This is a genomic window from Yersinia antarctica (assembly GCF_056636475.1).
Window position 1 is genome coordinate 1,055,228 of sequence record NZ_JBSJQF010000001.1, and the last position, 22,767, is coordinate 1,077,994.

Below are 22,767 nucleotides of genomic sequence, written 5' to 3' on the forward strand. Positions count from 1 at the left end.
TATGGTGATTATTAACCGAGCACAGTCGCTTTAAAGTAAGGTTTCGGCGGTTAACCTGTCGGTAATCAATACATCAACATAGTTACCCGTCAGTGCACCACGAATGGCAGCACTTTTCCCTACCCCTCCTGCCAGCGCTACCACTCGGGGGCAGGCACGCAGTTGTGGTAGCGACATACCAATCACTGGATCTTCTTCATCGCTAAGTACCGCATCGCCAGCAGCATCAAAATAATGCAGACATAAATCACCCACGGCCCCACGCTCTGCCAGTAACTTGAGCATCTCTTCGTGATAATAGTTACCGGAGTTTCTCAATAGCTGTGATGGCTCCAGATCACCAATTCCCACCAATGCCAGATCAACTTCGGCAAATTTATTCACTACGTCGGCAACTTCACCACTGGATATCAAGCGTGCGCGGTCTTCTGTCGAACGTTCAATACTTTGAGCGGGCAGCAAGTAAGCCGGACAATTTAAAATATTGGCTAATGCTTGAGTTAACAAGGTGGCTTGCACATTACCATTGGGGCCAACCCCTCCCAGTAATTGGATAACCCCGCTGGTTTTGATGTTAAGCGGATGAAGATTATCAACCATCGCCCGGATAGTGCTACTCCACGAAGAGATCCCCACCATATCGTTTGGGCGAATACTGGTTTGCATGTAATGGGCAGCAGCAGAACCAATAGCTTGCTTTATTTGGACTGGGTTGGCGTCATCAGCAATATCCACCACAATGGCCTGATCGATTCCATAGTGTTTTTGAATCCGTGATTCGATACCAATAAACATATTGGTAGGCTGAATCACGCTGATTTTCACCACTCCTTCTTTAACGCAGCGGGTGATCGCTCGGGAGACAAAAGATTGAGATAAATGCAGGCTGTCAGCAATTTCAGATTGCTTCATACCTTCGCTGTAATACAGCGTGGCTATTTTCACCAGCAACCGTTGCTCATCTTGTCTCGACATGGTTCCGTCCCGCTAATTATCTGATGCTGGTATTTTTATTCAAAGCTGAATAAATAACAAGCTGTACCGAATTTTAACGTCAGAGAGGCTGTACAAACAAACTGATACCCCTATGACCCCGAGTTACGGGGCGTTAGGTGTGTCTGTTGCAGACGATTCCTCTGTTTTTTCTACTTCTTCTTGTTGGTCAGGAGGCGGCATAACATCGTGGATCATTTGCTCGTCAAAGCTAGGGTTCAGCGCTGGTGACAGTGGGGAACTGACCAGGCTGTCCGGTATTGCCATGTGTGGAACCGGGGCATCGTTAACGAATTCGTCCTGATCTTGTTTCACCGTTCTGCTCAGTGTTATCAGGCTCACACCACACAGTACGAAGAATGCATATAGAATATTGCCACCCAATGGCTGAATCAGGGCACCTACAGCGAGCGGCCCAATACTGGCGCCAACGCCAAATGACATCAGTAAGCATGCCGCCAGTGAAACTCGCCGCTCTGGTGCAATCAGGTCATTAGCCAGAGCGACCACCAGTGGGTAGAGGGTGAACTGCAACATGCTGACGACAAACCCCAGACCCAGTAAAAAATGGAACGAGATATGGGGCACCAGGGCCAGCGGCAGTGCAGTTAATGCCAGTAATAATGCGTTAATACGGATCAGTAGCGTGCGGTTATAGCGATCGGACAACCAACTGAGAGGAAGTTGGGCCACTAAACCGGCAAAGATAGATAATGCCATAAACAGGCCGGTCTCCTGCGTTGATAGCGATTGCAGGCTGGCATAGACCGGTGCCAGACCATAGAAGGAGCCGACAATCATGCCAATTACCAAAGTTGATGCCAGTATTTTAGGAATTGAACTGATAAAGAATTTCAGCTCCATAGGGGCTGGGGACATTTGTTGGGCATTACTGCGCGTTGTTAGGGCTACAGGCACCAGGCAAAGGGCAAAAAATAGCGCAATAATCATCAGGGTGCTCAGACCCAACTCAGGTTGGAGCATTAATACCACCTGACCTAACGCCATACCGGCATAGGTTGCAGCCATATAAACACCAAACACGATACCGCGTTGATTAGAGGCTGCCTGATCATTGAGCCAACTTTCCAGCACCATAAACTGACACATCATACAGAGGCCAATAATCAAGCGCAGAACTACCCATGCGGGGATGTATTCAGTAAGTCCATGGCTTAACACGGCTGCCGTGATAATACCGGCACAGGCGACATAAGCGCGAATATGGCCTACGCGGGCAATCAGGAAATGGCCAACCTTGCCACCGATCACCAGACCAATATAATTTGCGGCAATAATTGCCCCAATTAATGCACCTGAGACATGGATGGCGGTCAACCTTAGCGAAATATAGGTCGTCAATAAGCCTGAACCCAGCAACATCAAAACGGTTGCACTATAAAGTGGGAAAAAGGCGTTAAGCGTTTTTTTCACTATCTCGTCCTTAGTTCATCATCCCGGATAACTATCCAGTACCCCTGATGCAACTTGCCGCATCCTACGTTGCCGATAAATTCAAACAGCTCTTTTGATACTAACAGCAAAGCCTGTGAGGTAAAGCTTTGTACGGGAAAGCGCTTTTTTTCATTCCTCCTTGCGAGAGGTTTCGCATAACTGACAGTGGTTGTCGTTACGGGCTAAAGAAGTGCTACTATCGGCGGCGGGAGATTTTATTAGAGTAGGGGGCAACAATGAGCGAGAAACAATTACGCCAGCTCAGTATTGCAATCGGGAATAAGCTAAAGGCCCGTGGTGCCTGGGTGACCTGTGCTGAGTCCTGTACAGGGGGTTGGGTGGCCAAAGCATTAACTGATATTGCGGGGAGTTCAGCGTACTTTGACCGTGGTTTCGTGACATACAGTAATGCAGCCAAACACGATTTGCTCGGTGTGGACGAAATCACGTTAGCAAATTATGGTGCTGTGAGTGAAGCCGTAGTACGAGAGATGGCGCTCGGAGCATTGAGAGAAGCGAATGCTGACTTCGCGGTATCTATTAGTGGCATTGCCGGGCCTGATGGTGGCAGTGCGGATAAACCGGTTGGTACGGTATGGTTTGCTTTCGCGGCACGTGAAGGGCAGATTTTGGCATGCAAACAGATTTTCCCCGGTGATCGCGATGCAGTAAGGCTGCAAGCGGCTGTTTTCGCGCTACAAACACTATTAGATGATTTTCTGTAAAAATAGGCTTGATACTGTATGATTGTACAGTATAATTAGCGGTAATTTCCTGCATAAAACAACATTCAGTGGTAATGGTAGGGGTAACCCCTGCATACCAGAGAGGGAGTAAAAATGGCTATTGATGAGAATAAACAAAAGGCGTTAGCAGCAGCACTGGGCCAAATTGAAAAACAATTCGGTAAAGGCTCTATTATGCGCCTTGGCGAAGACCGCTCAATGGATGTTGAAACCATCTCTACCGGTTCCCTTTCTCTTGATATCGCATTGGGAGCCGGTGGCTTGCCAATGGGGCGTATTGTTGAGATTTATGGTCCTGAGTCATCAGGTAAAACAACGCTAACGTTACAGGTTATTGCTTCCGCACAGCGTGAAGGCAAGACTTGTGCATTTATCGATGCTGAGCATGCTCTTGACCCAATTTATGCCAAAAAATTAGGTGTAGATATTGATAACCTGCTTTGTTCTCAGCCAGATACTGGTGAGCAAGCATTGGAAATCTGTGATGCATTGACTCGTTCTGGTGCTGTTGACGTTATCATCGTTGACTCGGTTGCTGCATTGACGCCTAAAGCCGAGATTGAAGGCGAAATCGGTGACTCTCACATGGGCCTTGCGGCACGTATGATGAGCCAGGCTATGCGTAAGCTGGCGGGTAACTTGAAGAATGCGAATACCTTACTGATCTTCATTAACCAGATTCGTATGAAGATCGGCGTTATGTTTGGTAACCCTGAAACTACCACCGGTGGTAACGCACTTAAATTTTACGCGTCTGTGCGTTTGGATATTCGCCGTATTGGCGCAGTAAAAGAAGGCGATGTAGTTGTTGGTAGCGAAACTCGCGTTAAAGTTGTGAAAAACAAAATTGCAGCGCCATTTAAACAAGCTGAATTCCAGATTCTGTACGGTGAAGGCATCAATATTAACGGCGAACTCGTTGATTTGGGTGTTAAACACAAACTGATTGAGAAAGCAGGTGCATGGTATAGCTACAACGGCGACAAAATTGGTCAAGGTAAAGCGAATGCCAGCAACTATTTAAAAGAAAACCCAGCGGTTGCGGCAGAGTTGGATAAAAAACTGCGTGAAATGCTACTTAACGGTGGGAACGGCGAACAACCTGTAGCAACAGCAGCATTTGCCGATGAGACTGATGAAACTAGCGAAGAGTTTTAATTAATAAGGTTAAAACAGCGCGTTAGTATCAGCAGATTAAGTAGTTAACAAGCGGCCCATTAATTGGGCCGCTTGAGTAAGTAAATAGCAATTCGTATTCAGCTCTCCACTCCTGCTCATATCCAAAATAATCAGAGCCCGTACCTACCTGCAACGCCGAGAGAGAAGGCTGTTACCCAAAATAATTTGATTACAGCAAGGTAGCCAACGAATGAGTTCCGATGAACTGACCCTTGTCAGTAATTCGGGCGAGTGAGAGCCGCTAACACAGCAGTAACCTCAAGTAAGAAGGGTATATGAATGACCTGTTAAGCCGTGCCATGAGATTACTCTCTCAGCGTGATCATAGTGAATCGGAGTTGCGCCGTAAGCTTGCAGCCCAGCCTTTTTCGGCAAAAGGGAATTGGGGTAGGCGCACCAGCGGTGAAAATAGCAAACCTGTCGAAGATATTGATCCTCAAGCTATCGAACAAGTTATTGCTTATTGCTATCAACACGATTGGTTAGACGATTCCCGCTTTGCCACCAGTTATATTAATAGCCGTAGTCGGAAAGGATATGGGGCACAGCGCATCCGTTCGGAATTGATGCAAAAAGGGGTCGATAAAGAACTAATTCAAGCTGCTTTTGAAATCAGTGAAATCGACTGGTGTCTGCTCGCAAAAGAAGTCGCACAGCGTAAATTTAGTGAAACTTTACCTCTTGAGTGGAAAGAAAAGGCGAAAGTTCAGCGTTATCTCCTCTATCGTGGCTTCTTCCAAGAAGAAATTCAGTCGATTTACAATGATTTTGTCGAATGAATGCACGCGGGATTTTACTTCCCCTCGAAGAAAATTTATCTTATTCCCACTTTTTGTTCGTGAGCTTACCCACTGCGTTATCAATAATTGATGCGCAATATGCTTGCGGGCCATTCTTTTAGCTTGTTTCCGGGGCAATTATGAGCAAGAGCACCGCTGAGATTCGTCAAGCGTTTCTCGATTTCTTCCATAGCAAGGGACACCAGGTTGTATCAAGCAGCTCTTTGGTTCCCAATAATGACCCGACGCTGTTGTTTACCAATGCGGGGATGAACCAGTTCAAGGACGTTTTCTTAGGTTTGGATAAACGGGCCTATTCTCGTGCAACGACCTCTCAACGTTGTGTGCGTGCAGGTGGTAAGCATAACGATCTGGAAAACGTAGGTTATACCGCGCGTCATCACACATTTTTCGAAATGTTGGGTAACTTCAGCTTTGGTGATTATTTCAAACATGATGCTATCAGTTTCGCTTGGGAATTATTGACCAGCGAACAGTGGTTTAACTTACCAAAAGAAAAACTTTGGGTAACCGTCTACGAAACCGATGATGAAGCCTATGAAATCTGGGCTAACGACGTTGGTGTTCCTCGTGAACGTATCATTCGTATCGGTGATAACAAAGGTGGTGCTTTTGCGTCAGATAACTTCTGGCAAATGGGTGATACCGGTCCATGTGGTCCATGCACAGAGATTTTCTTTGATCATGGTGACCATATCTGGGGCGGACCTCCTGGGTCGGCAGAAGAAGATGGCGATCGCTATATTGAGATCTGGAATCTCGTCTTCATGCAGTTTAACCGCCAGTCAGATGGCACTATGCTGCCATTGCCTAAGCCCTCGGTTGATACCGGTATGGGGCTTGAGCGTATTGCTGCGGTATTACAACACGTTAATTCTAACTATGAGATTGACCTGTTCCGCGATTTGATTAAAGCGGTGGCGCAAGCCACTGGTGCAACCGATCTTTCCAGCAAGTCGCTGCGTGTCATCGCTGACCATATTCGATCTTGTGCCTTCCTGATTTCTGATGGGGTTATCCCGTCAAATGAAAACCGTGGTTATGTTTTGCGTCGTATTATTCGCCGCGCTATTCGCCATGGCAACATGTTGGGGGCTAAAGAGACTTTCTTCTACAAATTAGTTGCTCCGTTGATTGCCGTGATGGGATCTGCTGCTGCTGAATTGAAACAACAGCAGGCGATGGTTGAACAAGTTCTGAAAACTGAAGAAGAGCAGTTTGCGCGCACCTTAGAGCGTGGCTTAGCCCTGCTGGATGAAGAGCTCAGTAAATTGACCGGTGACACCCTCGACGGTGAGACGGCTTTCCGCTTATATGATACTTACGGCTTCCCGGTTGATTTAACTGCTGATGTTTGTCGTGAGCGTAATCTGAAAGTGGATGAAGCTGGTTTTGAACAAGCGATGGAAGCTCAGCGTCGTCGTGCCCGCGAATCCAGTGGTTTTGGTGCAGATTATAATAGTATGATCCGTGTTGATAGCGCGAGCCAGTTCTCGGGTTATGACCATGTTCATCAACAAGCTACCGTTACCGCATTGTTCCGCAACGGGGTAGCCGTTGATGAAATTAATGCCGGTGAAGAGGCAGTTGTTGTCTTGAATCAAACACCATTTTATGGTGAGTCTGGTGGTCAGGTTGGTGACAAAGGCGAACTTAAAAATGCTACCGCCACCTTCGTGGTAGCGGACACTCAGAAATACGGTCAGGCTATCGGTCACTTGGGGCAATTGACTCAAGGTACTCTGCGAGTTAACCACAGTATTGATGCTCAGGTTGACGTCGCACGTCGTAATCGCATTCGGTTGAACCACTCCGCAACCCATTTACTGCATGCGGCATTGCGTAAAACGCTGGGTGAGCACGTTGCTCAGAAAGGCTCGTTAGTTAACGACAAGTATTTGCGTTTTGACTTCTCTCATTTTGAAGCGATGAAGCCAGAACAAATTCGTCAGGTAGAAGATCTGGTCAACGAGCAGATTCGCCGTAACTTGCCAGTCCAGACAGAAGTGATGGAACTGGATGCGGCCAAAGAAAAAGGGGCGATGGCCCTGTTTGGTGAGAAGTATGACGACCAGGTACGAGTATTAACCATGGGCGATTTCTCAACTGAGCTGTGTGGCGGTATTCACGCCAGCCGCACTGGTGATATTGGCTTGTTCCGCATCCTGTCTGAATCAGGTACGGCGGCAGGTATCCGCCGTATCGAGGCAGTCACTGGAGAGGGGGCTATTGCACTGCTACACCAGCAAACTGACCTGCTGGCGGATGTTGCTCATCTGGTGAAGGGTGATACCCATAATTTGGCAGATAAAGTCCGTGCCGTGTTAGATCGCAGTAAACTGCTGGAACGTGAACTCCAGCAACTGAAAGATCAACAAGCCGCTCAAGAAAGTGCGTCATTGTCATCAAGTGCGAAATTGGTTAACGGTGTGAAGTTACTCGTTAGTCAGTTAGACAATGTTGAACCAAAAATGCTGCGTACCATGGTTGATGATCTTAAAAATCAACTGGGGTCGGCCATTATTGTGCTGGCAACAACAGCGGATGATAAGGTCAGCCTGATTGTTGGTGTAACCAAAGATCTTACCGGAAAAGTAAAAGCAGGTGAGTTAATCGCAGATATTGCCCTGCAAGTGGGCGGTAAAGGCGGTGGACGGCCTGATATGGCACAAGCGGGTGGTACTGATGTTCTGGCATTGCCAGCGGCATTGGCAAGCGTAGACGCTTGGGTAGCTTCCCGGTTATAAGCAAGTAATGACCTATTAAATCAATACGCCATATCTCTATGCTGGGTATGGCGTTTTTCAATTTTCATGTCATAGTTCGAAAACAAAGTTAAACGCAAAGTTGTTTGCTTCAGCTAAACTTGTATTAGTTAGAGACTCGACCAAGCTACTTACATTTTATGTGAATGTGATGGCTTACGTTTTCACGGTGTATGATGGATAATGGCGGGGAAACTGAGAGACCCGACTCTTTTAATTTTTCAAGGAGCAAAGAATGCTTATTCTGACTCGTCGAGTTGGTGAAACACTCATGATTGGCGATGAGGTTACGGTTACTGTATTAGGGGTTAAAGGCAACCAAGTTCGAATTGGTGTAAATGCTCCGAAAGAGGTTTCTGTTCACCGTGAAGAGATCTACCAGCGCATCCAAGCAGAAAAGTCTCAACCGACGACTTACTGATTTTGAAGCAGCGTCTCGTGTTATACGAGACGCTACTGCTGTCTATTCTTCTCAGTTCTGCTGTTTTATCTCCTTTTAACCTTCTTCTCCCTGTAATAATTTTCTATTTTCAATCTCTTTAATTGGCCGCTGGTGAGAGTTTTATTTTTTCCTCTATCGAATTACGCCGCAATAAACACTATCTTGCCTGTTGATAAAACACTCTTTTTGACGTCAAACTGGTCATGTTGTGTGTGAATTGTGCAAATGAACGTGAGTTGGGAAAAATTGTTTGACTTATAAGTGCGGGAAAGTAATATGTGCGCCACGCAGTGCCGATGAGCTTCTTCAAAAGCAAGTCAGGCACAATTCGAAAGAAGCGTATGGTGAGGTGGCCGAGAGGCTGAAGGCGCTCCCCTGCTAAGGGAGTATACGGTCAAAAGCTGTATCGAGGGTTCGAATCCCTCCCTCACCGCCATTTACTATGCACCCATAGCTCAGCTGGATAGAGTACTCGGCTACGAACCGAGCGGTCGGAAGTTCGAATCTTCCTGGGTGCACCATATTTTGCAGTATGGTGAAATAGTCAAATGAACATCAGGTAGTGTCAAAGAATTAATTGCACCCATAGCTCAGCTGGATAGAGTACTCGGCTACGAACCGAGCGGTCGGAAGTTCGAATCTTCCTGGGTGCACCATCTTCTAGGTCATACATCTTGTTGTTAAGTTTCACTTGCTGAAACGCCTCCGTAAAATTAGAAATAAAAATCGCACCCATAGCTCAGCTGGATAGAGTACTCGGCTACGAACCGAGCGGTCGGAAGTTCGAATCTTCCTGGGTGCACCATATTAAGAAACCTCGCTACGGCGGGGTTTTCTGCTTTTTAGTTTTTGCTTCATGTTCCCTATAGCCCAGCAAAACGAAATACCTGAATTCTCTTATCTCGTAATCAACGCTTCAACTCATTGGTTTCTTCTATATCAAATAGCAACTTTATTAAGCTGAATTTATTATTTATCAAGTAAATTCATGCAATTATACAGTAAGCGACAATTTAGTTAGTTTGCGATAAAGTAGCTTTTCATTTATTCCTAGGCGCGGGGCCACGATGTACGATCGCTACGAAGGCCTGATTTTTGATATGGATGGCACCATTCTGGACACTGAGTCCACACATCGTCAGGCCTGGCGTCAGGTGCTAACGCCTTATGGTATGCATTTCGATGATCAAGCGATGGTGGCTTTGAATGGCGCACCGACTTGGCGAATTGCCCAGGCAATCATCGCTAATCATCAATCTGATTTGGATCCTCATTTATTGGCCACTGAGAAAACAGCATTAGTGAAGACGATGCTGTTGGATAATGTGAAGCCTCTACCGCTCATAGACGTGGTTAAAGCCTATCATGGGCGTATACCTATGGCTGTAGGGACAGGAAGCGAGCATGCTATGGCAGAGATGCTCTTGTGTCATCTGGGTCTGCGCGGTTATTTCGCGGCCGTTGTCGGTGCTGATGATGTCACCAAACATAAACCAGAGCCTGAGACATTTTTACGCTGTGCGCAGTTACTCGGCGTGCAGCCAGATAAATGTGTCGTCTTCGAAGATGCTGACTTTGGTGTTGAAGCGGCTAAAAGGGCCAATATGGCAATAGTTGATGTGCGCCTGTTGTGAGTAGTACGCTAGCTATTGCTTCTTTATTCGGGAGTAGCTTCCTCAGTGCGACGCTCTTACCCGGAAATTCTGAAATTCTGTTAGTCACTCTATTAACGGCAGGTAGTGCGCCGGCAATGATGCTGGTGTTATCTGCCACTGTCGGAAATACCCTTGGGGGGCTAACAAATGTTGTTATAGGACGTTTATTACCGGAGCTAAAGCCACAGCGGGGGATGAGTACAGCATTAGGCTGGCTCCAACGTTTTGGCCCAGCGGCTTTGTTATTGAGCTGGCTACCGATAGTGGGCGATTTGATGTGTGTGTTGGCAGGCTGGTTGCGAATGCCCTGGGGTCTTGTGGCTTTTTTTCTGTGTTTGGGAAAAGCATTACGTTATATCGTATTAACGGTAATTACGTTGCAAGGAATCGCCTGGTGGCAGTAAAGAATGTGACAAACTTACATAGTCACCTCGATGCAGTTTCAGTATGCTGGCGAGTTATGGTTTTCAAGAGCGGGAGGTCGATTTGATCCCGGATGTATCACACGCGCTAACTTGGCTGGAAGCGCACCCTAAAGCCCTGAAAGGGATCCGTCGCGGTATCGAGCGGGAAACATTGAGAGTGACTGCCGATGGCCAATTAGCCTCGACGGGTCATCCAGAGTCATTGGGTGCAGCCCTGACACATCAATGGATTACCACTGATTTTGCTGAGGCATTGTTGGAATTCATTACTCCAGTCGATGGTGATATTGACCATTTGCTGACTTTTTTACGTGATATCCACCGTTATACGGCACGTAAACTGGGTGATGAACGTATGTGGCCGCTCAGTATGCCTTGCTTTATTGAGGCTGAGCAGGATATTGAATTGGCTAAGTATGGTTCTTCTAATATTGGCCGTTTCAAAACACTTTACCGTGAAGGTTTAAAAAACCGTTACGGTGCGTTGATGCAAACTATCTCTGGAGTGCACTATAACTTCTCTTTGCCGCTGGAGTTTTGGCAGGCATGGGCAGGTATCACCGATGAAAAAAGCGGTAAGGAAGAGATCTCAGCGGGCTATTTCCGACTGATTCGCAACTACTACCGTTTTGGTTGGGTTATTCCATATCTGTTTGGTGCTTCACCGGCGATTTGCTCATCGTTCCTGCAAGGGCGCGAGACGGCATTACCCTTCGAGCGTAATGATAAGGGGATGTGTTATTTGCCCTATGCCACCTCTTTACGTCTGAGTGATTTGGGTTATACCAATAAATCACAAAGCAATTTGGGTATCACGTTTAATGACCTGCACACCTATGTTGCTGGGCTGAAACGTGCGATCCAAACGCCATCAGAAGAGTACGCAGCACTGGGGCTAAAAGACGGTGACCGTCATCTGCAATTGAATACCAATGTATTGCAGATTGAAAATGAATTGTATGCCCCTATTCGGCCAAAACGGGTTACCCGGGCTGGCGAATCACCGTCAGATGCTTTGCTACGTGGCGGCATTGAATATATCGAAGTGCGCTCTCTGGACATTAACCCATTCTCACCGATTGGCGTTGATGCAGTACAGGCACGGTTCCTCGATCTATTCCTGATTTGGTGTGTATTGGCCGATGCGCCTGAAATGAGCAGTGATGAACTACTGTGTACCCGTAAGAACTGGAATCGGGTTATTTTAGAAGGGCGTAAGCCGGGGCAGACGATTGGCAGGGGATGCAACGATACCCGTGAACCGCTGGAAAAGGTCGGAAAAGATCTGTTTGCAGACCTGCGCCGTGTTGCAGAAGTGCTGGATGGCAAAGACAGTACTGAATATCAACAAGTTTGTGATGAGCTTGTGGCGTATTTTGATGATCCAAGCCTGACATTCTCCGCGCGTATTTTGCAAGCGATGAAAGAAGGTGGTATTGGTGGTATTGGCCTTGAACTCGCGGAGCGATACAAGGAGATGCTGCAAAATGAACCATTGGAATTACTGACAGAAGAGCAATTAAGCGCAGAGCGAGATGCTTCATGGCAGCGCCAGCGTGATCTGGAACTCAAAGATCAACTAAGCTTTGAAGAATATTTGCTGCTTCATGGCGGCCAATAAAAAGAAAAGGCCACATTGCTGTGGCCAAATTAACATCTCTGATAACAGGGATGATGATAACAAATGCGCGTCTTTCACATATTAAGACGCACAGGATTCGAAAAAGTTTCACGGATTGCGAAAAAAGATCAGATAAAAAATTATTTTTTTATGAGGAGGTGACTAAATGCCATTATTGGATAGCTTTACCGTAGACCATACCATTATGAAAGCACCGGCTGTGCGTGTTGCTAAGACGATGAAAACCCCTCATGGCGACGAGATAACTGTATTTGATTTGCGCTTCTGTGTGCCAAATAAAGAAGTGATGCCGGAACGCGGGATTCATACACTGGAGCATCTATTTGCCGGTTTTATGCGTAACCACCTCAATGGCAACGGTGTTGAGATTATCGATATCTCGCCAATGGGATGCCGTACCGGTTTCTATATGAGCCTGATTGGTACGCCGGATGAGCAACGCGTTGCTAATGCCTGGAAAGCGGCAATGGCGGATGTGTTGAAGGTAACCGACCAACGGAAAATTCCTGAACTGAATGAGTATCAGTGCGGTACTTATCATATGCACTCACTGGAGGAGGCTCAGGCGATTGCCAAAGGTATCCTTGATCGTGATGTACGTATCAATCACAACGAAGAACTGGCGCTGCCGAAAGAAAAACTATCTGAATTACATATTTAGTTTTCGATAGGCTAATGCAAAAAAGACGCTGATAAGGCGTCTTTTTTATGTTCGCTAGCCGCATTGGTTACGCAGTTAGGCGGAGCTGCCTTGAGACACTATGGGGGCGACTCGCACCTGTTTAATCATGTTCTCTTGTACATCCAGAACATCAATTAGGTAATTGCCGATACGGACCTGAGCACCTACCTGTGGGATCTCTTGTAGCTCTTCCAGCAGCATGCCATTGATGGTACGGGCATCGATCGGAAGTGACCAGTTGAATGCTTTGTTCAGTTCGCGAACGCTGGCGCTACCATCAATGAGTACTGAACCATCGCTTTGCGGATTGACCTCTTCTGCCAGTGTTGGGGACATTGACGTGGTAAAGTCGCCAACGATCTCTTCCAAAATATCTTCAACTGTCACCAACCCTTGAATATCACCATATTCATCGACAATCATGCCGACTTTCTCTTTATTTCTCTGGAATTTCACCAGTTGCACATTCAGTGGTGTGCCTTCTGGAATAAAGTAAATTTCATCAGCTGCGCGCAGCAAATTCTCTTTATTGAACTCTTTTTTCTCCGTCATCAATCGATAGGCTTCCCGCACACGTAACATGCCGATGGCATCGTCCAATGACTGGCGATACAACACGATGCGCCCATGTGGTGAGTGGGTTAACTGGCGCATGATTGACTTCCAGTCATCATTGATGTCAATACCGACCACTTCATTGCGTGGCACCATGATGTCGCTAACTGTAACTTTTTCCAAGTCCAGTACCGATATCAACATATCTTGATTACGGCGGGATATTTGTGAGTGGGATTCATTCACAATACTGCGCAATTCATCTTTGCTGACGGCATCGCTTCTGTGAACATTCCCTCTAATGCCACACAGACGCATCAGCGCGCGCGTAATGGTATTTAACAACCATACCAGTGGCAGCATAATTTTCTGTAGGGGAACCAGTAAGAAACTGCTGGGGAAGGCGACACGTTCAGGATAAAGTGCCGCGATAGTTTTCGGCATCACCTCAGCAAAAATCAACACCACAAAAGTCAGCACTCCGGTTGCTATTGCGACTCCGGCATTCCCGTATAAGCGGATACCAACAATAGTTGCCAAGGCGGATGCCAAAATATTAACCAGGTTGTTGCCGATTAACACCAGACTTATCAGGCGATCGGGACGTCTTAGTAGTTTCTCAACTCGCCGTGCGGCGCGATTACCCTGTTTGGATAAATGGCGCAAACGATAGCGGTTAAGGGTCATCATACCGGTTTCGGAGGCAGAAAAATAAGCCGAGACCACGACCATAATGACCAGAATAATGATCAGCGTGCTAGTTGATACGTGATCCAACACTGTATTCCTTAATGGCGATGGTGGCTCTGTCAGTTCAACTGATCCATACGCTGATGATGGAGAGGATGATTAAGGAACTATAATTTCCTGCACCAAGCGGCTGCCAAAATAGGCCAGCGTAAGTAGAAATGCACCAGCGAAGCTGAACCAAATCACTCTACGCCCACGCCAGCCTTCATGGTAATGGCCCCATAATAGAACAATATAGACAAACCAGGCCATGATCGATAACACCGCTTTATGGACGTTTTCTTTACTAAATATGTTGTCCATATAAAGTAAACCAGTACACAGCGTCAGTGTCAGTAATACCACCCCAATTTGGGTGATATGGAACATTTTACGCTCAATACTCATTAATGGTGGCATGTCTGCATTAAATGTCAGTTTTTTATTCTTTAACTGATAATCGAGCCAAGCCAGTTGTAATGCATATAACGCTGCGATAATAAGTGTCGCGTAAGCAAAAAGCGCCAACCCAATGTGAACGAATATGGTGGGGCTGGTTTCCAGATGAGTAATAAACTCGCCCGGTAGCAAACTGGCAAGGGCCAGGTTGATCATGGCGAAGCTATAGACAATCGGCAGCAAGAACCAACCGCGCCCCCGTGAGGCGACGATAGTCATGATAGTGCAGATCATCAACCCCACGATGGAGCCAATATTCAATAAAGTGAGGTTTTGGCCCCCACCGACATCAAAAATCTGATGCTTCAGAGCAATAGCATGGCACACTAGAGCCACGACGGCAGAAACCAGCGCTAACCGCCGGTAAGCACTATTTTTCTGCACCAAGCTTGGGACAATCAGGCCCAGGCTGAGCAAATAAGCGATCAAAGCCAAAATGGAGAACACGGGCATAGCGGTATATGAGTATCGGCTAAGTGAATTAGATAGCCAGTATAGCGTTGAGCGCGTTCCTCTCCAACCGTTCTCCGACGTGAGAGCAGAGATCGTTTAAGCTTCGTGTTATAATCCCCCCATTGTGTCGCCAGAGCGGCCTGTTTCCACGTTGAGTATGAGACAATGTTTGAGAACTTAACTGATCGATTGTCGCGCACACTGCGCAATATCAGCGGCCGTGGCCGGCTGACAGAAGAAAATATTAAAGAAACGCTGCGTGAAGTGCGCATGGCGTTACTGGAAGCTGACGTAGCCCTGCCGGTGGTTCGTGACTTTATCAACCGGGTAAAAGAGCGTGCTGTCGGGCATGAGGTGAATAAAAGCCTCACACCAGGCCAAGAATTCGTCAAAATAGTTAAAAATGAACTTATCACCGCCATGGGTGAGGTCAATAACGAACTGAATCTGGCCGCTCAACCGCCAGCAGTGGTGTTAATGGCCGGTCTGCAAGGGGCGGGTAAAACCACCAGTGTGGCCAAACTGGGTAAGTTCCTTAAAGAGAAACAGAAGAAAAAAGTGCTGGTTGTGTCTGCCGACGTGTATCGCCCTGCGGCGATCAAACAGTTGGAGACGCTGGCACAGGGTGTTGATATTGATTTCTTCCCGTCTGATGTACAAGAAAAGCCGATTGATATTGTTAATCGTGCCCTGCAACAGGCAAAACTTAAGTTTTATGATGTTCTGATTGTCGATACCGCCGGTCGCTTGCACGTCGATGAAGCGATGATGGACGAGATCAAACAGATTCATGCCGCGATTAATCCGGTTGAAACCTTGTTTGTCGTCGATGCAATGACCGGTCAGGATGCTGCAAACACGGCGAAAGCATTCAACGAAGCGTTGCCGCTCACGGGTGTGGTGCTGACCAAAGTTGATGGTGATGCTCGTGGTGGTGCGGCTCTGTCTATCCGCCATATTACCGGCAAGCCGATTAAATTCTTGGGCGTGGGTGAAAAGTCCGACGCACTGGAACCATTCCACCCGGATCGCGTGGCTTCACGCATTCTGGGGATGGGCGACGTGCTGTCGCTGATTGAAGATATCGAAAGCAAAGTTGACCGTGCACAGGCGGAGAAACTAGCCACCAAGCTGAAAAAAGGTGATGGTTTCGATCTCAACGACTTCCTTGATCAGTTGAAGCAAATGCGCAATATGGGCGGTATGGCCAGCATGTTGAGTAAAATGCCGGGTGCCGGTCAGTTGCCAGAAAACGTGAAATCGCAGATGGACGATAAGGTGACGGTACGTATGGAGGCCATCATCAATTCGATGACGCTGAAAGAACGTGCTAAACCAGAGATCATCAAAGGCTCGCGTAAGCGCCGTATTGCTACTGGTTCTGGCGTGCAGGTACAGGATGTTAACCGCTTACTTAAGCAGTTTGATGAAATGCAGCGCATGATGAAGAAAATGAAGAATGGTGGCTTGGCTAAAATGATGCGTGGCATGAAGGGTATGATGCCACCGGGTTTCCCAGGCCGCTAAACGTCATACCCAAAGTGATTGGGGTTTCAGGTAGGCGGCCAGTAAACTAATCACGATGAACTTACTCAAGTAAATGATTCGGGTTAGTGCGCGCAGCCAACAACCCTGTGGTTTCAAGTACGAAGGGTATATTTCACGCAGTGGTGTTAACCGTGTGAGATGAGTAATGATTTCCCGCTGAAAACGGCGGTAAACGAAGAAAACTGTACTCATTCCAAAACTAGCGCACAGGAATCTACGCTTTAGATTGCTTTTTGCGCCAAAATGAGTAAAATTTTCGGGCTTTTTATATTGCAACTGGACCCCGTTCCCCGATGGGGTCCAGTTGTTTTATTAACTAAAGAGGATGTTATGGTAACAATTCGTTTGGCTCGTGGCGGCGCTAAAAAGCGTCCGTTCTATCAAGTAGTAGTGACCGACAGCCGTAATGCTCGTGACGGTCGTTTTATCGAACGTGTAGGCTTCTTTAACCCGATCGCAGCTGGTCAGGCTGAAGCTCTGCGTTTGGACCTGGACCGTATCGAACATTGGGTTGGCCTGGGTGCAACAGTTTCTGATCGCGTATCTGCGCTGATCAAAGACGCTAAGAAAGCAGCTTAATCTGTCGCGGTGGTGGTTATTATGAGCAAGCAACTCAATCCAGTGGTTCCCGATCAGCCGATTGTACTCGGTAAAATGGGTTCAACTTACGGCATTCGCGGTTGGCTCAGAGTATTTTCATCCACCGAAAACGCCGAAAGCATTTTTGATTACCAGCCGTGGTTTATCCAGCAGGCCGGTAAGTGGCAGCATGTCGAGTTGGAAGACTGGAAGCGCCACAGTCAAGATCTGATCATCAAAGTTAAAGGTGTTGACGATCGGGATGCCGCGAATTTACTGACTAATTGCGAAATTATCGTAGATTCCAAGCAACTACCCGCACTAGAAGAGGATGATTACTACTGGAAAGACCTTATGGGCTGTCAGGTAGTAACAACCACGGGTTACGAACTGGGTAAAATCATCGATATGATGGAAACCGGTTCTAACGATGTGATGGTAGTGAAGGCAAACCTGAAAGATGCATTCGGTATGAAGGAGCGGTTGGTCCCGTTTCTTCATGGGCAGGTTATCAAGAAAGTCGATCTCACTGCTCAACGTGTTGAGGTAGATTGGGATCCTGGTTTTTGACCTCCGAATTAAACGGCAAAAGTGAGTGGAACAAAACGATGTGGATCGGTGTTATTAGCCTGTTTCCCGAGATGTTCCGCGCAATAACCGATTACGGGGTAACTGGCCGGGCAGTAAAAAATGGCCTGCTGAGCGTGCAGTGTTGGAGTCCTCGTGACTTTACCTACGATCGGCATCGTACCGTGGATGACCGCCCATACGGCGGTGGCCCGGGAATGCTGATGATGGTGCAACCGCTAAGGGAAGCCATTCATGCAGCAAAAGCAGCGGCAGGCGAGGGAGCAAAGGTGATTTATCTGTCACCTCAAGGGCGCAAACTGGACCAACAGGGTGTTTGCGAATTGGCTACCAATCAGAAGATGATTCTGGTATGTGGTCGGTACGAAGGTGTTGATGAGCGCGTACTGAAAACCGAAATTGATGAAGAATGGTCAATTGGTGATTACGTTCTCAGCGGTGGAGAGCTGCCGGCAATGGCTCTGATAGATTCAGTATCCCGCTTTATCCCGGGAGTGCTAGGTCATCAGGCTTCAGCAGAGGAAGATTCCTTTGTTGATGGATTGCTGGATTGCCCACACTACACTCGTCCTGAGGTGTTAGAAGGGATGGAAGTTCCGCCAGTATTACTGTCGGGCAACCATGCCGAGATTCGTCGCTGGCGCTTAAAGCAGTCGCTGGGCCGTACCTGGCTTAGAAGACCTGAACTTCTAGAAAGCCTAGCTCTGACTGACGAGCAAATGGTGTTGCTGGCTGAGTTCCAACGGGAACACAAGCCCTGAAGCAACAGAACTATGAAAGGAGTGTTGTGCCGCGTGCCAACTTCCTGATATATCAGTTTACCTAGGGTAAGAGACTTATTATGAGCAATATTATCAAGCAAATCGAACAAGAGCAGATGAAGCAGGACGTACCTGCATTCCGTCCGGGTGATTCCGTGGAAGTGAAGGTATGGGTTGTTGAAGGTTCTAAAAAGCGTCTGCAGGCATTCGAGGGCGTGGTTATCGCTATTCGTAACCGCGGTCTGCATTCTGCGTTCACCGTTCGTAAAATTTCCAACGGCGAAGGTGTTGAGCGTGTATTCCAAACTCACTCCCCAGTAATCGACAGCATTACTGTGAAACGTCGTGGTGCCGTTCGTCAAGCGAAACTGTACTATCTGCGTGAGCGTACTGGTAAGTCTGCTCGTATTAAAGAGCGTCTTAACTAAGATACAGCTAGCGCTGCATCCAAAAGTTAATAGTTATGAAGGGGTTAGCCATCGGCTGACCCCTTTTTTTATTTCAATGATGACAAAAAAACGACAGAGATTTCAGCGCGATAAGTGGGGGAAGGCGAACTGAGATAATTAGCGTGGCATCACACCACGCTAAAGAGACTAATAGATGATTACAGGCCGTAAACCAGAGTTATTGATGTTGTGGTATCAGTATTTTTAGGCGCGCTGGCAGGTGGCTTAGTGTTATAAGTCACAACATAAGCCAGGCGCAGTGCGAAACTTTTATTGATGGCAACATTTAACGCAGTTTCAGAGTTCAGTGTAGTTTCTTCGTTCGCTAATGCGGAAACCCCTTCGCTAAACACCGTATTATCAGTTAGTTGATAGGTATAGTTCGCACCGCCATAAGCCAATGCTTTAGTGGCTCGACCACCACCATAAAATTCATCGTGGCGAACACCGGGACCAAATTCCACCCGTAGGTTGTGCAACGGTGTGGTCATAATCTGGCGGCCATAACCGGTAGTTAATACCGACCGGGAATCAAAACCGTTGTAGCGATCATTCAGCCAACTGGCTTGCCCGAACAGGTAGTTACTGTCAGTCAGATTATAGCGGGTACGCCCGCCTAGCTGGTAACGTTCGGAAGAGCGTTGATTGTTAGCGCTGGTATTACGTGCGGCTCCCCACAAACTATAGGCGGTGTTAGGTTGGAACCAGGTTAACGTTGAGTTAGCGGTCAACGTTGAGTTAGTGGTATTACCTGATTGTGCGGTATAGCCAGCCTCGACAGTACCATCAAAGCTCTTCTTGGCTGTAGCTGGATCATCTAAGGCAGTAAAAACAGTCCCATCAGCAAGAACTGAAGTGCTGATGAGGGATAAAGCGATTGCGCTGAGATAAAACGGCAACGCCCTGGTATGACGCAAAGAAAACATAATAGGCCCATGGTGAAAAAAATGATTTTTGTGCTGCGGCCCGCATTGTAGCAGTTGTGATCCAACTAAATCAGAAGATATTTCGGATTGAATAATTAATTATAATAAGAAGGTTTTTCCGATGAGTTAATTCTTAAAATGTAATAAAAAGAGTGTATCAACTTTTTACTGTGAGTAATAAAATAATAAAAACAGATATTTTGTTCACAGCATGAAATTCTTATGCCACAAAATTAAAGAGGCCAGTTCACAATGGACTGGCCTCTTTGCATATCATCTGTATACCGAGTAATTACATAAAGGTCGTTACCAGTAGGTAACCGGTGATACACGAGCTAATAACACCGATAAGACCTGGGATGATAAAACTATGGTTAATGATAAATTTACCAATCTTGGTGGTACCTGAACGGTCAAAACCGATGCAAGCAAGGTCGCTTGGATAAGTTGGCAGAACAAAGTAGCCATAAGCTGCAGGGAAGAAGGCAATCAACATTTTAGGATCAACACCAAGTTGCAGGCCCATTGGTGCGATGGCGGCTAATGCTGCCGCTTGGCTGTTTACCAGTTTGGAAACCAAGAACAGAACAATGGCATAAGTCCAAGGCTTACTTTTCACGACATCTTCCAATACCAGTTTCAAATCACCCATATGGGCTTGGAAGAAGGTATCACTCATCCAGGCAACACCGAATACCGAGAAGATAGCAACCATGCCAGCTTTAAATACGGCACCGTTAGAGATATCACTGGGTTTAACTTTACAGCCCATCAATATAACCGCACCAGCTATCAGCATCATCATCTGAATAACCAGGTTCATTGACAGTGACTGCAATTTGCCCTTAACTTCAAAGGCTGGTCGCAGATCAGCAAAAGCGCCCAGTAATACCACTATTGCGATAGCTGCGAAGAATATCCAGGTAGACCAGTAGGCTTGTTTCGGGAAAACCTGATTCAATAATGTATCTGTTGAACCATAGATAAAGGAGCGTTGCTCTGGATCTTTAATTCTCTCTTGAAAATCAGGGTCTTTATCCAGGTCTTTACCACGACGCAGACTCCACAAGGCTGCCATTAGTACCCCAACTAAAGAGGCTGGGACTGATACGGCCAGAATCTCCAGAATGCTGTAAGCATGGCCGATACCGTGGTTGGCACCAATAATTGATACTAATGATACGACAGCTACCGATACGGGTGAGGCGGTAATAGCCATTTGTGAAGCAACGGATGCAACAGCCATTGGTCGTTCCGGGCGAATACCTTTCTTAATGGCAATATCAGAAATAATCGGGAACATGGTATAAACAACGTGCCCGGTGCCACATAAAAAGGTTAATGACCAGGTTGTAAATGGAGCTAGTAGCGTAATATGCTGAGGGTGCCGACGTAATAAGCGCTCGGCAAATTGCATCATTACATTTAATCCACCGGCAGTTTGTAATACAGATGCACAACCAATAACAGCTAATATGGTGAGCATGACATCTACTGGTGGTTTCCCTGGTTCAAGCCCAAAGATAAAGGTTAGAATAAATAAGCCGATACCACTTATTAACCCCAGCCCCATACCTCCGTAGCGTGTCCCCAGTAGTAGACATATAATTATAATTATAAATTGTAGTGTTATCATAACGTTCCCTTGCTTCCAACATGAATGAAATTCGGTTAGGTATTTGCTGGTTTTAAGCAATGAGCATGGCTCTTACTCGACTTTCTCTATCAGAGCACAGATTGTATTGATTAAAACCTGGCTAATATCAAGGGAGTATTGTTTAGTTATGTAATTAATTAAATCTGAGATCTGCCTCTATTTTTATATCAGCCCAGACTTTTCTAATTAATTAAAGTGGCGTGAGGAGGGAATTATGGGATATATGGTCTGATTGTGAAAATAATGTATAAATATTGTATTCAATTAATGTGTTAATTTTCTAATAACACTTATTATTTCCCGTTTTAACACATTAATATTATCAATTGGATCATAACTTGAGGGCGGTTTTCCTTTTGCGTTGGCACCGCCATGCTGTTAATGATTGGCATGCATTGATAAAGCGTACAATCGGTCGGGGAATTTTCTGTGATTTTTAACTGCCACATCTCTCAACTAATACCTAATTTCTCCTTCAGTGATTTTAAGTAGCGGCGACTCACCGGGATATGCCTACCGCTACGGGTAATCACTTCGGCTGAGCCGTTATCCATCAGTTGAATTTCTCCCAGTTGTTCAGTATTCACCATATATTGACGGTGGCAGCGGATAAATGGTGTTTTTTCTTCGAGTGTTTTGAGTGACAACTGGGTATAGCCTGATTGCACTGTCCCGACGACATGCACCCCGCTAAGCTCAGAGCTTAGATATTCTACTTCTTCAATTTTCAGCAAAAAAATACGGTTATGACCGGAACAGGGGATATGCCGCAGCATGGGGTCAGTGATTTTATGTAAATTATTATTTACGGTAAGGCCGCGTCTTAAGCGTATTAGCGTTTTTGCCAGCCGTTGATAATCGAGTGGTTTTAACAGATAGTCAAAGGCGTGCTCTTCAAATGCACGGATAGCATATTCATCGTAAGCGGTAACAAACACGATGTGTGGCATGTTTTCTGGATTCAACATTGATGCCAATTCCAGGCCATTAATTCTTGGCATTTGGATGTCGAGAAACACCACGTCGGGCTGTAAGCGCTGGATTGCAGGGATTGCTTCCAGTGCATTACTGCATTCGGCGACGATCTCAATATCGTGTTCTTCACTTAGTCTTTCGCGTAAATCTTCACGCGCAGGTTGCTCATCGTCGACGATGATGACTCTTAACATACAGCCTCCACAAATTTTCCGCATTCTATCATGGCCTCCGAGGGAGGTTGGGACCATCTGCGGAAACTGCGACTTACCGCAAAAGTCGGACAGAAATAGGGTGGTAAAAG

At 46.5% G+C, this 22,767-nt stretch carries 21 protein-coding genes and 4 tRNA genes; 18 read left to right on the forward strand and 7 right to left on the reverse strand.

The annotated features are described in order from the left end of the window. Nucleotides 1-30: 30 nt before the first annotated feature. A complete protein-coding gene (locus ACWJJO_RS04670; protein WP_420073096.1) occupies nucleotides 31-975 on the reverse strand; it encodes a sugar-binding transcriptional regulator in 945 nt (314 codons plus the stop codon). A gap of 123 nt (nucleotides 976-1,098) precedes the next feature. After that, nucleotides 1,099-2,427 (reverse strand): MFS transporter, encoded by a 1,329-nt coding sequence (locus ACWJJO_RS04675; protein WP_083160254.1) that lies wholly within the window; start codon nucleotides 2,425-2,427, stop codon nucleotides 1,099-1,101. 257 nt (nucleotides 2,428-2,684) lie between these two features. Here ACWJJO_RS04675 and pncC point away from each other — a divergent pair, with 257 nt between their 5' ends. The 13 genes from pncC to luxS all read left to right on the forward strand — a co-directional run bounded on the left by pncC (nucleotide 2,685) and on the right by luxS (nucleotide 12,763). After that, the gene (gene pncC, locus ACWJJO_RS04680; RefSeq protein ID WP_481090687.1) at nucleotides 2,685-3,173 is read left to right on the forward strand and encodes a nicotinamide-nucleotide amidase; all 489 of its coding nucleotides are present in this window, start codon (nucleotides 2,685-2,687) and stop codon (nucleotides 3,171-3,173) included. A 114-nt stretch (nucleotides 3,174-3,287) separates the two neighbouring features. After that, nucleotides 3,288-4,352 (forward strand): recombinase RecA, encoded by a 1,065-nt coding sequence (gene recA / locus ACWJJO_RS04685; RefSeq protein ID WP_083160250.1) that lies wholly within the window; start codon nucleotides 3,288-3,290, stop codon nucleotides 4,350-4,352. A gap of 296 nt (nucleotides 4,353-4,648) precedes the next feature. Next, nucleotides 4,649-5,152, forward strand: coding sequence for a recombination regulator RecX (gene recX / locus ACWJJO_RS04690; RefSeq protein ID WP_083160248.1), 504 nt, complete (start codon nucleotides 4,649-4,651; stop codon nucleotides 5,150-5,152). A gap of 140 nt (nucleotides 5,153-5,292) precedes the next feature. Continuing rightward, the gene (gene alaS, locus ACWJJO_RS04695; RefSeq protein WP_372568732.1) at nucleotides 5,293-7,920 is read left to right on the forward strand and encodes an alanine--tRNA ligase; all 2,628 of its coding nucleotides are present in this window, start codon (nucleotides 5,293-5,295) and stop codon (nucleotides 7,918-7,920) included. Nucleotides 7,921-8,173: 253 nt separating this feature from the next. Beyond that, the gene (csrA, locus tag ACWJJO_RS04700; protein WP_002209449.1) at nucleotides 8,174-8,359 is read left to right on the forward strand and encodes a carbon storage regulator CsrA; all 186 of its coding nucleotides are present in this window, start codon (nucleotides 8,174-8,176) and stop codon (nucleotides 8,357-8,359) included. 364 nt (nucleotides 8,360-8,723) lie between these two features. Further along, nucleotides 8,724-8,816 (forward strand) — tRNA-Ser (locus tag ACWJJO_RS04705). 8 nt (nucleotides 8,817-8,824) lie between these two features. After that, nucleotides 8,825-8,901, forward strand: a tRNA-Arg gene (locus tag ACWJJO_RS04710). Nucleotides 8,902-8,959: 58 nt separating this feature from the next. After that, nucleotides 8,960-9,036 (forward strand) — tRNA-Arg (locus ACWJJO_RS04715). Nucleotides 9,037-9,108: 72 nt separating this feature from the next. Then, a tRNA-Arg gene (locus ACWJJO_RS04720) sits at nucleotides 9,109-9,185 on the forward strand. A gap of 262 nt (nucleotides 9,186-9,447) precedes the next feature. Then, nucleotides 9,448-10,014: a fructose-1-phosphate/6-phosphogluconate phosphatase gene (gene yqaB / locus ACWJJO_RS04725; protein ID WP_083160244.1), complete on the forward strand. Its 567-nt coding sequence runs from the start codon at nucleotides 9,448-9,450 to the stop codon at nucleotides 10,012-10,014. Further along, complete coding sequence (locus ACWJJO_RS04730; protein ID WP_083160242.1) at nucleotides 10,011-10,439, forward strand: YqaA family protein; 429 nt, start codon at nucleotides 10,011-10,013, stop codon at nucleotides 10,437-10,439. Before yqaB ends, ACWJJO_RS04730 begins: the two co-directional genes overlap by 4 nt. Nucleotides 10,440-10,482: 43 nt before the next feature. Continuing rightward, nucleotides 10,483-12,081 carry a glutamate--cysteine ligase gene (gene gshA, locus ACWJJO_RS04735; protein ID WP_481090688.1) on the forward strand — a complete coding sequence of 533 codons (1,599 nt, stop codon included), beginning with the start codon at nucleotides 10,483-10,485 and terminating at the stop codon, nucleotides 12,079-12,081. A 166-nt stretch (nucleotides 12,082-12,247) separates the two neighbouring features. After that, nucleotides 12,248-12,763, forward strand: a complete 516-nt coding sequence (gene luxS, locus ACWJJO_RS04740; protein WP_083160240.1) for an S-ribosylhomocysteine lyase — start codon at nucleotides 12,248-12,250, stop codon at nucleotides 12,761-12,763. 75 nt (nucleotides 12,764-12,838) lie between these two features. Here the strand turns inward: luxS and ACWJJO_RS04745 are convergent, their stop codons facing one another. Beyond that, nucleotides 12,839-14,116, reverse strand: coding sequence for an HlyC/CorC family transporter (locus tag ACWJJO_RS04745; protein WP_193784716.1), 1,278 nt, complete (start codon nucleotides 14,114-14,116; stop codon nucleotides 12,839-12,841). Nucleotides 14,117-14,188: 72 nt separating this feature from the next. Further along, entirely contained in the window at nucleotides 14,189-14,980 is a 792-nt protein-coding gene (locus ACWJJO_RS04750) for a cytochrome C assembly family protein (RefSeq protein ID WP_083160235.1), read from the reverse strand. Nucleotides 14,981-15,145: 165 nt separating this feature from the next. Between ACWJJO_RS04750 and ffh the strand changes: the two genes are divergently transcribed. The 5 genes from ffh to rplS all read left to right on the forward strand — a co-directional run bounded on the left by ffh (nucleotide 15,146) and on the right by rplS (nucleotide 18,884). Next, nucleotides 15,146-16,507 carry a signal recognition particle protein gene (gene ffh, locus ACWJJO_RS04755; RefSeq protein ID WP_083160233.1) on the forward strand — a complete coding sequence of 454 codons (1,362 nt, stop codon included), beginning with the start codon at nucleotides 15,146-15,148 and terminating at the stop codon, nucleotides 16,505-16,507. A gap of 351 nt (nucleotides 16,508-16,858) precedes the next feature. Continuing rightward, nucleotides 16,859-17,107 carry a 30S ribosomal protein S16 gene (rpsP, locus tag ACWJJO_RS04760; protein ID WP_005182026.1) on the forward strand — a complete coding sequence of 83 codons (249 nt, stop codon included), beginning with the start codon at nucleotides 16,859-16,861 and terminating at the stop codon, nucleotides 17,105-17,107. Nucleotides 17,108-17,128: 21 nt separating this feature from the next. Next, nucleotides 17,129-17,677: a ribosome maturation factor RimM gene (gene rimM / locus ACWJJO_RS04765; protein WP_032905542.1), complete on the forward strand. Its 549-nt coding sequence runs from the start codon at nucleotides 17,129-17,131 to the stop codon at nucleotides 17,675-17,677. 38 nt (nucleotides 17,678-17,715) lie between these two features. Beyond that, nucleotides 17,716-18,456 (forward strand): tRNA (guanosine(37)-N1)-methyltransferase TrmD, encoded by a 741-nt coding sequence (gene trmD, locus ACWJJO_RS04770; protein ID WP_005182033.1) that lies wholly within the window; start codon nucleotides 17,716-17,718, stop codon nucleotides 18,454-18,456. 80 nt (nucleotides 18,457-18,536) lie between these two features. Further along, nucleotides 18,537-18,884, forward strand: coding sequence for a 50S ribosomal protein L19 (gene rplS, locus ACWJJO_RS04775; RefSeq protein WP_005182038.1), 348 nt, complete (start codon nucleotides 18,537-18,539; stop codon nucleotides 18,882-18,884). Nucleotides 18,885-19,063: 179 nt separating this feature from the next. Here the strand turns inward: rplS and ACWJJO_RS04780 are convergent, their stop codons facing one another. The 3 genes from ACWJJO_RS04780 to btsR form a co-directional block, all read right to left on the reverse strand. After that, entirely contained in the window at nucleotides 19,064-19,831 is a 768-nt protein-coding gene (locus ACWJJO_RS04780; protein WP_083160229.1) for a DUF481 domain-containing protein, read from the reverse strand. 292 nt (nucleotides 19,832-20,123) lie between these two features. Then, nucleotides 20,124-21,467, reverse strand: a complete 1,344-nt coding sequence (locus tag ACWJJO_RS04785; protein WP_372558120.1) for an anaerobic C4-dicarboxylate transporter — start codon at nucleotides 21,465-21,467, stop codon at nucleotides 20,124-20,126. A gap of 473 nt (nucleotides 21,468-21,940) precedes the next feature. Beyond that, on the reverse strand, nucleotides 21,941-22,657 hold the full coding sequence (gene btsR, locus ACWJJO_RS04790) for a two-component system response regulator BtsR (protein ID WP_481090689.1): 717 nt from the start codon (nucleotides 22,655-22,657) through the stop codon (nucleotides 21,941-21,943). Between the last annotated feature and the right edge of the window lie 110 nt (nucleotides 22,658-22,767).